This window comes from Paenibacillus farraposensis, from assembly GCF_020736845.1.
Lineage (GTDB): Bacteria > Bacillota > Bacilli > Paenibacillales > Paenibacillaceae > Paenibacillus > Paenibacillus farraposensis.
On record NZ_JAFFQR010000029.1, the window covers coordinates 138,357 to 151,635 of the forward strand.

12 protein-coding genes are annotated in these 13,279 nt (G+C 49.3%); 7 read left to right on the forward strand and 5 right to left on the reverse strand.

From position 1 onward, the window contains the following. Positions 1 to 193: 193 nt before the first annotated feature. Entirely contained in the window at positions 194 to 2,107 is a 1,914-nt protein-coding gene (gene thrS, locus JO375_RS05945) for a threonine--tRNA ligase (protein ID WP_229523583.1), read from the forward strand. Between the two features lie 186 nt (positions 2,108 to 2,293). Here thrS and JO375_RS05950 read toward each other — a convergent pair whose 3' ends face one another. From JO375_RS05950 to JO375_RS05960, 3 genes are all read right to left on the reverse strand, one after another. Next, the gene (locus tag JO375_RS05950) at positions 2,294 to 3,094 is read right to left on the reverse strand and encodes a GTP pyrophosphokinase (protein ID WP_229523584.1); all 801 of its coding nucleotides are present in this window, start codon (positions 3,092 to 3,094) and stop codon (positions 2,294 to 2,296) included. Between the two features lie 415 nt (positions 3,095 to 3,509). Next, positions 3,510 to 3,770, reverse strand: coding sequence for a hypothetical protein (locus JO375_RS05955; protein ID WP_229523585.1), 261 nt, complete (start codon positions 3,768 to 3,770; stop codon positions 3,510 to 3,512). A gap of 921 nt (positions 3,771 to 4,691) precedes the next feature. Next, on the reverse strand, positions 4,692 to 7,121 hold the full coding sequence (locus JO375_RS05960) for a UvrD-helicase domain-containing protein (RefSeq protein WP_229523586.1): 2,430 nt from the start codon (positions 7,119 to 7,121) through the stop codon (positions 4,692 to 4,694). A 309-nt stretch (positions 7,122 to 7,430) separates the two neighbouring features. Between JO375_RS05960 and JO375_RS05965 the strand changes: the two genes are divergently transcribed. Next, positions 7,431 to 8,273: a zinc ribbon domain-containing protein gene (locus tag JO375_RS05965; protein ID WP_229523587.1), complete on the forward strand. Its 843-nt coding sequence runs from the start codon at positions 7,431 to 7,433 to the stop codon at positions 8,271 to 8,273. Between the two features lie 65 nt (positions 8,274 to 8,338). Beyond that, complete coding sequence (locus tag JO375_RS05970; RefSeq protein ID WP_229523720.1) at positions 8,339 to 9,127, forward strand: TrmB family transcriptional regulator; 789 nt, start codon at positions 8,339 to 8,341, stop codon at positions 9,125 to 9,127. Between the two features lie 8 nt (positions 9,128 to 9,135). On the opposite strand, the gene JO375_RS05975 is transcribed toward JO375_RS05970, so the two are convergent. Further along, a complete protein-coding gene (locus tag JO375_RS05975) occupies positions 9,136 to 9,768 on the reverse strand; it encodes an NUDIX hydrolase (protein ID WP_229523588.1) in 633 nt (210 codons plus the stop codon). 172 nt (positions 9,769 to 9,940) lie between these two features. Between JO375_RS05975 and JO375_RS05980 the strand changes: the two genes are divergently transcribed. Beyond that, the gene (locus JO375_RS05980) at positions 9,941 to 10,234 is read left to right on the forward strand and encodes a lysozyme family protein (protein WP_229523589.1); all 294 of its coding nucleotides are present in this window, start codon (positions 9,941 to 9,943) and stop codon (positions 10,232 to 10,234) included. Positions 10,235 to 10,305: 71 nt separating this feature from the next. After that, positions 10,306 to 11,007 carry a histidine phosphatase family protein gene (locus JO375_RS05985; RefSeq protein ID WP_229523590.1) on the forward strand — a complete coding sequence of 234 codons (702 nt, stop codon included), beginning with the start codon at positions 10,306 to 10,308 and terminating at the stop codon, positions 11,005 to 11,007. A gap of 109 nt (positions 11,008 to 11,116) precedes the next feature. Here the strand turns inward: JO375_RS05985 and mscL are convergent, their stop codons facing one another. Continuing rightward, entirely contained in the window at positions 11,117 to 11,611 is a 495-nt protein-coding gene (gene mscL, locus JO375_RS05990; RefSeq protein ID WP_229523591.1) for a large conductance mechanosensitive channel protein MscL, read from the reverse strand. Positions 11,612 to 11,761: 150 nt separating this feature from the next. Between mscL and JO375_RS05995 the strand changes: the two genes are divergently transcribed. Both JO375_RS05995 and JO375_RS06000 read left to right on the forward strand, forming a co-directional pair. After that, positions 11,762 to 12,205, forward strand: coding sequence for a carboxymuconolactone decarboxylase family protein (locus tag JO375_RS05995; RefSeq protein ID WP_229523592.1), 444 nt, complete (start codon positions 11,762 to 11,764; stop codon positions 12,203 to 12,205). A gap of 19 nt (positions 12,206 to 12,224) precedes the next feature. Continuing rightward, positions 12,225 to 13,178: a sigma-70 family RNA polymerase sigma factor gene (locus JO375_RS06000; protein WP_229523593.1), complete on the forward strand. Its 954-nt coding sequence runs from the start codon at positions 12,225 to 12,227 to the stop codon at positions 13,176 to 13,178. Positions 13,179 to 13,279 lie beyond the last annotated feature (101 nt).

Sequence of the window (13,279 nt, forward strand, 5' to 3'; positions counted from 1 at the left end):
AAGCGCCCACCGATTTATCCCCGTTAACGGATACCAATGGAGGGTCACGCATGTTGTGCATGTATGCACAGGAGCGGACCGAACTAGGGTGGAACCACGAGCTGAACGCACTCGTCCCTTGAGGGAGAGAGGCGTTTTTTTGCGTTCAATTTTGATATAGCTATAGCACATAATTGGAATGGAGGCTTTTATCGTGAGTATTCAAGTAAAATTGCCGGATGGAGCCGTACGCGAGTACGAGCAAGGCGTAACAATCGCTGACGTGGCGGGTTCGATCAGCTCCGGCCTGAAAAAGAATGCAGTAGCAGGTAAAGTGAACGGGAAGGCTGTAGATCTGAACACCGTTTTGGATCAGAACGCTGACCTTGAAATTATTACACTGGATAGTGCGGATGGTCTGGAAGTTTACCGCCACAGTACAGCGCATTTGCTGGCACAAGCGCTCAAGCGCATTTACGGTGAGAAAAACGTGAAGCTGGGTATTGGCCCGGTCATTGAAAGCGGATTTTATTATGACATTGATATCGAAACCCCGTTGTCCGTTGACGATCTGGCGAAGATCGAGAAGGAAATGACCAAGATTACTCAGGAAAATTTGCCGATTACACGTCGTGTTGTCAGCCGTGAGGAAGCAACTCGCATTTTTGGAGAGCTGGAAGATCCGTTGAAGCTGGAGCTGATTCGTGATTTGCCGGAAGAGGCGGAAATTACGATCTATGATCAAGGCGAGTTTTTTGACCTGTGCCGTGGTCCGCATTTGCCATCTACCGGCCGCATCAAAGCTTTTAAACTGCTGAGTGTAGCGGGTGCATACTGGAGAGGCGATTCCAACAACAAAATGCTGCAACGTATCTACGGCACAGCATTCCCGAAAAAAGCGATGCTGGATGAGCACCTGCACCTGCTGGAAGAAGCCAAAAAACGCGACCATCGCAAGCTGGGCAAAGAGCTGGAATTGTTCATGTTCTCCGAGGAAGCGCCAGGGATGCCGTTCTATCTGCCTAAAGGTATGGTTGTTCGTACTGCGCTGGAGGATTATTCGCGTGAGATTCAGCGCCTGCATGGCTATGAAGAAGTGCGTACACCACTGATGATGAACAATCGTCTGTGGGAGCAGTCGGGACACTATGAGCATTACAAAGAAAACATGTACTTCTCCGAAGTGGATGAGACTACATTTGCCCTGAAGCCAATGAACTGCCCGGGACACATGCTTGTGTTCAAAAATGAGCTTCATTCTTACCGCGATCTGCCGATTCGTATATCGGAATTTGGACAAGTGCATCGTCATGAGCTGTCCGGTGCATTGAATGGTATGATGCGTGTTCGTACATTCTGTCAGGATGACGCGCATATTTTTGTAACACCAGGCCAGATTGAGCAGGAGATTACCGACGTAATCAAGCTGATTAATGAAATGTACAGTGTGTTTGGTTTTGACTTTACGGTAGAGCTGTCTACACGCCCGGATGACTTTATGGGTGAGCCAGCACTGTGGGATCAGGCGGAGCAGGCTCTGCAAAACGTACTGGATCACCTGGGCATCAACTATCGTATTAATGCGGGAGATGGAGCGTTTTACGGTCCGAAAATCGACTTCCACATTCTCGATGCGCTCAAACGCAGCTGGCAGTGCGGAACGATCCAATTGGACTTCCAAATGCCTGAGAAATTCGACCTTACCTATGTGGGCGAGGATAACCAGAAGCATCGTCCAGTCGTTATTCACCGTGCTATTTACGGATCAATCGACCGCTTCATGGGCATCCTGACTGAGCATTTTACAGGGGCATTCCCATTGTGGCTGGCTCCTGTTCATGCGAAGCTGCTGCCTGTATCCGAGAACTACATCGAGACTGCCAATCAGGTGCAGGAAGCGCTGCTGCAAGCAGGTCTGCGAGTCGAAGTGGACACTCGTAATGAGAAGCTGGGCTATAAAATCCGTGAAGCACAATTGGAGAAGGTACCGTATATGTTCGTTATCGGGGAAAATGAAAAAACAAACGGTACCGTAGCAGTACGCAAACGGGGTGAAGGTGATCTGGGATCACTCAGCATTGCGGATGTCGTTGAGAAAATCAGCACTGAGATTCGCGAGAAGCTGTAAGTTCTGAATAAAAGAATATAGAGCAAGATAAAAGAATTTAGAGCAAAAGAGCACTCAAAACCACGTTGAATGTGGTTTTGAGTGCTCTTTATTTATATTGCAGAATGCATAATTAGCAAGCGTAAAGCTGAATCAAGGCTGTTGACGCCTCAGCCCAATGTTCAACTAATCATGTTACACAAATGTCTAGCAGGTCTGCGACCGGGATTCGGTGTGATCCATGGCGAGGGAAAGTGCCTTCGAAGAAGATTCCATTGTTAGCTGCTCGCGGGATTTTTCTTGATCCTGCTCCTCGCTAAGCGATAGAATCTCGCCTCGCAGCTTCAACATTTTCTGATCCAGCTCATAAGTAGCACGTGCAGCCTCGGATAATCCGTTTACGACATGCTCAGGCACTTTTTTATCGAACTTATAGTACAAAATATGCTCCATACTGGCCCAAAAATCCATAGCCAGTGTGCGCAATTGAATTTCAACCTTGATCCAGCGCGTACCTTCAAACAGGATGAGCGGGATTTCTACAATGATATGAAGGCTCTGATATCCGTTGGGCTTGGGATGGGCAATATAGTCCTTGATCTCGAGAATACGAATGTCTTCTCGTGTACGGAGGTGATCCATCAGACGGTAAATATCTTTTACAAAAGCGCATACTACTCGCATTCCTGCGATGTCATGGATTTCACGTAGTATATTATCCAGAGTAACTTCATACCCTTTGCGCCGAACCTTCTCCACAATGCTGCGTGGCTCTTTGATCCGGGTTTTAATATGCTCAATCGGGCTAAAACCGTCCAACAGCTTCCATTCTGTTTGGATCAGCTTAATTTTGTTTTTTAACTCCTCCAGAGCCAACTGATACAGGACAGGAACTTTTCTCCATTCCTCCAACTGCTTGGCGTTCACACTGTTCTGTTCCAACTGTAGCTGAAATTCCTGCAAGGGCAAAGGGACAGCGTTCAAGTGCTTCCAATCCAATTCATTCACAGGGCATTCTCCTATATGAGGCTTGCGATGTCCTCGATCTATTTCGTAAATGTACCTACTGTATATATTGTACACTATGTGAAAACCCGCAGGCAAAGGAGAGCCGAAGTAAATGAAGATAAATAATATACACGAGGCGATAAAGGGTAGAGTAACTCTGCTTATTAACTCCATCTTCAAAAAGGCCGACACATTGACCGACCTGATTACCGGGACATTGTTGCCTCGATGTGCTTCTTATTTGATTTTCATGATATAAATTTACTACATAAAAAGTCCAGCGACAGAGCATAAAGCAGTCATTTTTCAGTCAATTAGATGTCATCATTAAAACTCCGGCTAAAACCTGTTAAAAGACCAATCGGCAATTGAGTGGTCCCAGGAAAGGTATGGTACTATATGGATTTACATTTCCTTATCTATACTGACCTACAAACGAGATATTATCAATTGTTGCTGAAGGATCAGCAAGACCAACGTCAAAAGTTACGTACCCGTCCATTCTACCGTCAATACCCTGTGAATTTTTTGTATCCACTGAAAGTTTGTCTTTGGACAGCCTGGGTACTGAAGGTGTTACACTTTCAGTATTTTCTTCTGCGAATGCGGACATGGCTGGGAGTAACAACACCATAATAAGCGAAGCGATTACACTTTTCTTAAATCTGATTTTCACAAGTACCCCTCCAATTTTTTTAACATACGATAAAAAATTAATACCATACCGTCTCTACTGTAAAAATATACCATTGGGATATATAGTTTTCGACAAAATGTTGTTATTTTAATCAAAATTAAGAAGTAATTCCTTTTTTTATCTAAAAAAATAGTATGAAGTACCCAAACTAACATATGAAGGAAGCTTAATAATATTGAATTAACTTTGTTACACGATGTTTAAGTAACAAAAATGTTGCGACACAGGCTCTTTGGGCGATTTCTATTTTTCCCAGAATAATTCAAATATGATAAAGTGAATACAATGCAATTTTTCAGGAGGTGTTCTAGCTATGGTAATAAACTTCTCAAGTATATTATTGGGATTGTTGTTATTGGCCCTTCACGTCGCTTTATGTATTTGGGTATATAGAGACATATTGAGAAATGGGAACAGCTATGCATGGGCTTTAGGCTCGGCTATAGTAGTTTGGCTTTTTCCGGTGTTGGGATTTATTGTATACTTGGCGCTTCGTAAACACATGAGATTTCTACACCAGTAAAGCATGTAGACAAAAGGGAGCGCAGAAGCACTCCCTTTTGATTTTATCGGATTATCGCTGTATCCACATTAGAATAGAAAACATGTAAGCGCAGGGCTGCTGCAAGAATTGATATAGCTTCTGTTTTAACCCTTGCAAATGTACTATTGCTCCCCCCATTTCTCCGAAACTGATGTAATCAAACCTACTTTCGCCGTCCAGGCATCTTCACTGAATAACTTCACGTTGCATACAGGATAGTTTACTCACTTGCCAGTTTAGCAGCCGTGATTAAGCTCGGCTTCCTAGATGAAATAAAAGCACCATCATAACCATGTATCTAGTGGTTACAGTGGTGCTTTTATACTTTTTCAGGAAAAGAATGATTTAGCTTATTCTTATCTGGCCGGGATGCTGCGTGTCCCCTCTGTCATCGGGGAGGAGCAGAGCGGACACGCTGGCGGCGTGCTTCCGCCAGCCGCAGCACTTCGGTGTCCGCCCGTTGTATCGCGCCGCATCCACGCCTTGCAGGCGGCGTCGGTGCATTTCCAGACAGGCACGCTGATGCGGGGCTCCGTCCGTGAGCCGTCCACCGACGAGGCCGTTCGCGCCGAAACACTGCCCAGCCCGGGCCTGCCGCTCACACGGGTCGCTACACCGGCTGCGGACGTTTCGCCGCTGGTCCGGCTGCCGTATCCGGCTGTGCGCTTTGGCTGCGCAAAGCTGGTGCGCCGAGGCTCAGGCTTGGAAGCCTCAGGGGGAGTGACCCCATAGGCTTCCAGCAGAAAACGCGACACGGCGGCAGGCTTGCCGTGATTGGAGGCGGGGGAGGTGATGTACAGCAGCTCTTTCGCGCGGGTGACGGCCACATAAGCGAGGCGGCGCTCTTCCTCCAAAGCCGCATCGTTATCCACGGCCGCTGTAGGAGCTGCACCTGCCCGCCGATCCTCCGGCAGCTCGCTATGCAGCGCAGAGCTGTGCGGCAGGATGCCTTCGCTTGCGCCGATCCAGTAGACGCAAGGGAACTCCAGTCCCTTGGCGCGGTGGATCGTCATGAGCCGCACAGCATCGCTGTCTTCCTCTCTGCGCAGCGACTCCATCTGGCGATGGCGCTCGGAAAGCTCGTCCGCAAAGCTGACGAACGCCTCCACCGTGTCAAACCGCTTTGATGCGGTCTCCAACTCCTCCAGGCTTTCCTGCATCGTTTCCTTATAATGAGTCCATGCGCCTGTATCTCCGCTTTCCAAATATTTGTCATAAAACACGCGCCGCATTTCTTGAATGGCAGAGACCGGTTTCATGGTCGCAAGGCTGCGGATTAGACGGATACGTTCTTTTACTTGTTCACGCTGAAAATCGCGGAGTCGATCCCAGCGGCTGAGATGAATGAGCGGATATTTTTTCGCCTGTTGTTTTTCTTGGCGGTTAATCCATTCCATCCCCGCCTCGCGGGAGACATACAGCGGGCCAAGGGTGCTTGGAATAGCCTCCATTCGTCGCGGATTCAGCGACAGCCGCAGGTGGTCCATCAAGGTACGAATCAAGGCCTGGTCATAAAATACCGCCCCTGCTCCATATTGGATAAACGGTACATCCCGCATAATTAATTGTTCAAAAATAGAGCGGCTTCCACTGGCTGTTCGATGTAAAATGGCGATATCCCGGTAGCGGAGCAACCCTTCTTCTACCTGTCCGAGCAGATGGGTAACAATATGTGCCGCCTCTTCCTCCGGCCCGGACGGGGTGGCGAACTGTGGCGGCAAGCCCTCGTGTCCGGCCGCCGACAGGCGTTTGGAGCGCCGATGGACATTTTTGGCGACAATGTTCGAACCCAGCCCCAGAATCCGCGCATCGCTTCGATAATTAATGTCCAGGGTGATCACCTTCGCATCCTTGTAGACCTTGTCGAATTCCAGAATGGACTCCTGACGCGCCCCATTAAAGGTATAGATCGTCTGGTCATCATCACCGACGACCATCAGATTGCGGTGCCTCGCAGCCAAGCGCTGTACCATTTCGTATTGCAGAGCATTCGTATCCTGAAATTCATCGACCATAATGTAGGAAAAACGGCGCTGAAGCGGCTGAAGCACGTCCGGGTCACGCAGCAGAACGGACGCACGCAGCAAAATATCGTCAAAATCCATTTTGCTCCGCTCCTGCTTCCACGCTTCATAAGCGAGTATGGCTCGTTTGGCATCCGATTCTTCGCGTACGGTTTCCGGCAGCTCGTCCGCGCTGCGGCCTTCTGCTTTCCAGGCAGAGAGTGCAGCCAGCAGGCTTTCCGGCTGAAAAGCCTCACTAAGTCCAAGCTGGCGCAGCATCATTTTCATGACAGTGTGCTGGGCTTGCGTTTCACCGAACACTTCATCCTGAACGCCGTGATGACGCAGCATCGCCAAAGCAAACGAGTGGAAGGTGCGCGCCTGAACGGCACGTGCGGCGGCAGGGCGGACACCGGGTAGTCCTGCGATGCGCAGCTTCATTTCGGCGGCCGCCTTGCTGGTGAAGGTCACCAGCAGAATGGATGATGCCAGTACATCCCGCATCGCCATCAGGTAGCCTGCGCGGGCAGCCAGCACCGTGGTCTTACCGCAGCCAGCCCCGGCTAGCGTCAGCAGGGGGCCTTTACCGTGGCGAATAGCCTGAATTTGTGGACGGTTCAGATGAATACCCGCGTTCTCCAAGGCGCGAAAATAGGCCGAGTCCTGGTCACTATCGGGTACGAGCGTCGTACTGGTATCTATGGAAGCACGGCGGGCTCGCGGGCTTGGGGTTGAATAAGAAACCCCGATAGGCCGGGGATAAAAAGCAGGATTCGGGTCCATGATCTTGAAACCCCTTTCGATTCATAAAATCTTCCATTTTCACAAATGGGGGTAGTTTTTGGTATGATAGAGTTCTAGTCAGCTTTCGCTGATAAAGAACAAGATGATAAACTAAAATGATGCTGAAATTCATGCGGATCTCACCGGAAGTCAGGACGTCAGAAGTTGTCGCTGATGCCCGAAGCCTTCCTAGAAAGGCGATACGACCGCATTCCATTATACAGGAGTTTGAGGTTTGCCAACAGAAAAAAACTTTGGGATATGTGGACGGTATGGGGAAATCCGTCCGGATAGGGGGAGGAAATAACAATGAGGCTTATTCAACGTATCAAGGAAAGCGCTAATCGCGCTACAGAGAAGGCGCAGCATGCTGTTGAGATTAGTAAAATAAATTCGCAAATTACTGCGATTCAGCAGGAAATGGATGTTCATTTTTTGCGGATGGGTCAAATTTTTTATGAGGGTTACCGGGCATCCGACATGTCGGTGGCCGAAACGGAGATGACACAGCTATCCACTGCTTGTGATGAGCTGCAGGATGAAATTGATGAGCTGCGCAGCAGAATTGCACAATTAAAAAACGCTCATTTATGCACCTGTGGAGCGGTTGTGCCGCTGGATGCCAATTTTTGTCCGAAATGCGGATGCAAGCTGAATGATGAGCAGACTGCTTCCGGGCAAGTGGCTGCGGTACGCGAAGAGATACCAAAAGACGCTTACTCTTTTGATTTGCACAAGCCAGAGATAGCCAAGAAAGCTGAGCCTGTTTACACAGAGTATACAGAGCATGATGTATATGAGCAGCATGAGCAGGAGCGGGATGAACTGCAAGAAATGCGCGAACCAGCAGGATCAGAACACAATTATGCGGTGTCTGATTTTACACCGGAGGAGAAAGCAGCATTCGATGAAGAGTGGGAGCGTCGCCGTCAGGAAGAGATCGAGAAAGAGCACCGTCGTCTTCAAGAACTGGAGCGTGAGCGGGAACGTCAGGAGGAGCTGGACGAGCGCATTCGATATTGGAAGGCGAACAACTCCGGTGCGGAGAAGCCGGCTACGCAGGTGCGTGAACATGTAAAATGCCAAATTTGCACGGCTGAGCTGCCTAAAGGCTCCAAGTGGTGCCCGCGTTGCGGAGCTGAACAGATTTGACGCAGCCGTACAGGCTGTCGCAGGACACAGACAAAACGCCGGACAGCATAGGGGGAACAGAACATATGGAGCGTTTGCTGCATCATCTGCGAAATCTGGGCTTTACGGAAATGGAAGCCAAAGTCATGGTCGAGCTATCAAGACAGCATGCGGCGTCCGGCTATGAAGTGGCTAAGCGTTTGGGCGCATCGCGTTCCAACGTATACGCGGCTTTACAGCGCCTGGCTGGCCAGGGATATCTCAGAACAAACGCTGGAGAGCCGGTGCGTTACAGCATGCTGCCGTCAGGCGAACTGACCCGAATGATCGAGGGGCGGATGCTGGAGTCTCTGCGCGCGGTAGAGAAGGAAATGCCGAGGGCGGAGCCGGCCAGACCGGCCTTTTATAATGCCGAAGGCGATCGGAATGTGCTGGAGAGCCTGACACGTGAGCTGGAACGGGCGGAGCATGAAATTGTGCTTGATTTATGGCAGGAAGAAGCTGAACTGTTACGGGCCGAATTGGAAAGGGCCGAACAACGGGGTGTGCGCCTGCTATGGTCCTGCGACAGCGGTGAAGGCGTACAGGGATCGTGGCTGCCGCGTGTGCCTGACAACCACGGTCAGGAACCGGCAGGCCGTAAGTTTTCTTTTGTAATTGATCGGCGCTGGTGCATGCTGGGCATGCGGGGAGAGAATTGTCCGACACAGGCGCTCATTACCGAACATCCGGTGATGACAGAGTTGCTGCTGAATCATTTTGCCCAGGATCTTGTTCTGTATGAGATTGAGCATGATATGGGCAGCGAGCTGTCAACCCGGTATGGCTGGCGGTATGAGGCCATTATTGGCAAATATATGTCAGGTGATGAATAGCATCGGGATTACCGGGACGAAAGTTCCAGCAGTGCCCGGCATATTGCTGTAATGTATCCCGCTTTATGAGGCACGAATTGGTCCGATGTGATCAGGCGGCGCGTTTTTTCTGGATTCGGCCCTGAAGTGATACCGTGAGCTTCGAGAAAAGGAATGTCTCCTTCAAAAAGGGCCAGTGCTTGCTCGAGGTCTGCCTCGTACAGCCCTGCCACTTCTTCCTGCTGAAGATGATAAGCCTCCAAAGGCTGGTTCGACAGCAGTCCAAACACCGAGCTTACTTCACGGTCCCAAAAGGATACACCCTGCGCGGTTCCCTTGCTTTCATACCGAACGGTCATTAGTGGTGTCAGTGAGGCGAATGGGACTTGAATGCCCAGCTCTTCCTCCAGTTCACGGGCTGCTTGGGATATATGTTCGCCTGCCGTCAAATGACCGGCTGCCGTAATATCGTAGTATCCTGGGAAGGTATCCTTCGATTCCTGACGCTGTTGAAAGAGCAGGCGGCGGCCTGTGGAGGTTTCCCGTGCCAGCCAGCAGTGAAAGGTATGGTGCCAGTATCCTTTGGCATGTGCTTCTTGCCGGGTGGCTGTGCCAAGGGGCTTGTCTTCATCATCGTAGATATCCAGAAGCTCGCTAGTCATTATGATTCCTCCTATAAAAGGCTGATATAAAAAGGTCTATTTTACAGTATAACGTGTTTCCTGTCCTGACGATATGAAGACGGCTGTGGAATGTGGAGTGGCATTTGGGGTATGCTGGGAACATGGGGATTGGGGTCACAACATCGATTTTGTTCGAAAGGAGTTTTTTTACATGGAATGTATTGTGCATTTTCGAGTCATGCATCCAGAGGAACCCAAGGAGCTGCGCGGGCTGATTATGCTGGAAAGCGGAGGAAAACCGGGGATCGACCAAATCACAGATATGTTTAAAGATATGGGTTATAATGTACGTCCGGATAATCCGGAGGAATTGATTTTCAAGCCGGTTGATGCCGGAGCAGACTATACATATATCCGGGTTATTGAGCTGGATACGGGTGAGGAAGTCTATCATGAAGACCGGAACTTGCGTGCGATCCTGGAAAATTTGCTGAACATCCACTAAGGATCAGGAAAGCTACAGGATACAATAAGTAAAGAGATCCTGCTGTAATTCATAGGAACGGAGTAAAAAATATGAGATTGTACATCATCCGCCATGCCGATCCCGATTACCCGAACAACACGATAACCCCGGAGGGCCATCTGGAAGCCCAGGCGCTGGCCAAACGGCTTTCCAGCCACGGACTGGACCGCATTTATGTTTCACCAATGGGTCGGGCTCTCGATACGATGCGCTACACGGCCGAGGCGCTAGGCATGACTCATGAAGTGGAGCATTGGACGCAGGAGCTGGCCCTGAAGCTGGAAGAAACTCCATATGGCCGTCTGTCCCATTGGGACCTGCCCGGTGAAGTTATTCGTGCTGAGATGCCTCTTCCGACTCATGAATCATGGAAGGAGATTTCCTTTTATCAGGGAACAGAAAGCCCGGAAATCTTTGAGCGGCTGAAGCTTCATTCCGATGAATTTCTGAAACGCCAAGGATTTGAGCGAGTCGGGGGCAGGTACCGGATTCTGAGGCATACCGAGGACCAGGTAGCTGTGTTCTGTCACGGCGGTTTCGGGCTGACCTGGCTTGCCCATCTGCTGGAACTGCCTCTGGCCTTGGTCTGGTCCGGCTTCTGGATGCCGCCCAGCTCTGTAACCACGATCCTGTTTGATGAGCGTTCCAAGGAATGGGCCGTTCCTCGCTGTATCGGCTTTGGTGACGTTTCCCATCTGTATGCCGAGGGATTGCCTGTCAGACCCCGCGGAATTATCGCCAATTACAACTAATCATGCTTTATATACGTTAAAAGCGGCTTAGGACGATGATCGTCTTAAGCCGCTTATTTATAGCCGTATAAGTTGGATTAGACCGAAATACGCTTGGCTGAAAATGGAGTTAGCTGCGTGATTCTACATACCCTTCCAGCTTGGAGGTGCAATGTGCGCAACGGGTCGCCGCTACAGGAATTTCCGACAGGCAATGCGGGCATTCTTTGCTCGTTTTTTCCTGAGGAGGTTTTGCCTCCTCTTTACGTTTCAGCATATTAATCCCTTTGACCAGCAGGAATACGCAAAAGGCCACGATCATAAAGTCGAGCAGGACGTTAAAAAATTGCCCGAACGCCATAACCGCAATCCCGGCTTCCTTGGCCTGTGCCAGAGTCATGCGAGTGTTATCTGCGTTATATGGATTCGCACCTATAGCATAATACAAATCGGCAAAATCAACGCCGCCCAAAAGCTTGCCAATCGGAGGCATGATAATATCGTTGACTACAGAAGTGACAATCTTGCCAAACGCTCCACCGATGATAACACCGACTGCGAGGTCAATCACGTTGCCTCGTACAGCGAATTCTTTAAACTCTTTAATAAAACCTTTTCCGCTCATGTAAGTGCTCACCTGCTTTTCATAAAATCATTAATTTATAATACATGCTATGTCGGCAGAGGGCAATTCCCAATTGATGTATTGCAGTTTGTCACAAAATCATTCGCTCGTTTGTCTCCTGGATGTATACCAATAATGGAGGCGATGATTGTGAGTTTGAGATTCAATTACAGAGCAGTAAGTCCGAGCACGTTTAAAGCAATGATGGAGATGGAAAATTATATTTCCGGCCGTTTCGCGGACAAGGTCCTATATGAGCTGTTGAAAATCAGAGTATCCCAAATCAATGGATGTTCCTATTGTCTGGACATGCATGCCAAGGATTTGCTCAAGCTGGGAGATTATGCGGACCACATTTTACAGCTTGCCTTATGGCGTGAGGTTCCTTTGTTTACGGAAAAAGAACGTGCTATGCTTGAGTTGGCTGAAGCCGTTACCCGTATCTCAGAACAAGGAGTACCTGCCGATTTGTATAAACGGGTCAGAGAGCACTTTACTGAGGAGGAATTCGTGGATTTGATTACCGCGGTGAATGTGATTAATAACTGGAACCGGATTGCCATAGCAACCGGGATGTATCCGGGCATTATTTAAGAGAGCAGGGGGCCATACTTTGATCGGCAAAGAACACGGGATTGAACAGGAATCGGTAGCTTTAAGTCTGGAAGAGCTGTATCAAAAATATCGCAAATATTCTTTTGCCATTGCTTATCGCATGCTTGGGACGGTTACAGATGCCGAGGATGTCGTTCAAGACTGCTTTGTCGAGCTGAAGAATAAGCCCCTGAATGACATACAGAACCCCAAAGCCTATGTCGCCAAAATGACGATGAATCGGTGTCTGAATCTACTGAACTCTGCACGCAAACAGAGGGAAACGTATGTTGGACAGTGGCTGCCGGAGCCGCTTGGCGAAAGCGCAGATCTGCCTGCCGACTGGCTGGAGCGTAAGGATATGATTTCTTACGCTTTTCTGGTTTTGCTAGAGCAGTTAAAACCGACAGAACGTGCTGTCTTTGTGCTGAGGGAAGCCTTTCAATACGACTATAAGGACATTGCGGAATTACTGGGGAAGACAGAGAGCAACTGTCGTCAGTTATTCAGTCGCTCCCGTCGCATTCTAGCTTCCGGGGAATCTGACGCAGCTGCTCCGACAGGCAATCCTGAAAATAATGCTTCCAGAGTAAAACTGCTGGAACGCTTTACCGCCGCCTTTCTCGCCTACGATGTGACTGCGATGCTGGAATTGCTCGCAGAACAGCCGATATTTGTGGCAGATGGCGGAGGCAATGTGCATACGGTGATGAGACCGATGGTTGTACGCAAAGGCGTTCTTGCCCTGCTGACCTCTCGGCGGGTGCTGACCGCATTGCGGGAGCGAGAATTAGTTCACACTGTCATCAATGGCGAGGTACAACTGGCATTTCTGAGAGAAGGCAAAGTAAAAGAAGCCTTATGTATCAGACTGACGCCGGACGGGGAGCAAATCCAAGATTTTTATTTAATGATCAATCCGGATAAGCTGGGGCACATTCGTCTGAGCCAGGAAGAAGCTCATAAGCAATAAAATAACAATCGTTCATCACATCACCCGCATGGAGTGAATTTCAGAGGAATCCGGTTGTCCTACAAGGCCATCAGAGCAGTCTGATGGCCTTGTAGATTGGT

What these genes read in the sequence shown, in the direction of transcription:
- JO375_RS05980 (WP_229523589.1), top strand. Translation starts at nt 9,941, where the DNA reads ATGGAATGTATTGTGCATTTTCGAGTCATGCATCCAGAGGAACCCAAG.
- JO375_RS05965 (WP_229523587.1), top strand. Translation starts at nt 7,431, where the DNA reads ATGAGGCTTATTCAACGTATCAAGGAAAGCGCTAATCGCGCTACAGAG.
- JO375_RS05960 (WP_229523586.1), bottom strand. Translation starts at nt 7,121, where the DNA reads ATGGACCCGAATCCTGCTTTTTATCCCCGGCCTATCGGGGTTTCTTAT.
- mscL (WP_229523591.1), bottom strand. Translation starts at nt 11,611, where the DNA reads ATGAGCGGAAAAGGTTTTATTAAAGAGTTTAAAGAATTCGCTGTACGA.
- JO375_RS05970 (WP_229523720.1), top strand. Translation starts at nt 8,339, where the DNA reads ATGGAGCGTTTGCTGCATCATCTGCGAAATCTGGGCTTTACGGAAATG.
- JO375_RS05985 (WP_229523590.1), top strand. Translation starts at nt 10,306, where the DNA reads ATGAGATTGTACATCATCCGCCATGCCGATCCCGATTACCCGAACAAC.
- JO375_RS05975 (WP_229523588.1), bottom strand. Translation starts at nt 9,768, where the DNA reads ATGACTAGCGAGCTTCTGGATATCTACGATGATGAAGACAAGCCCCTT.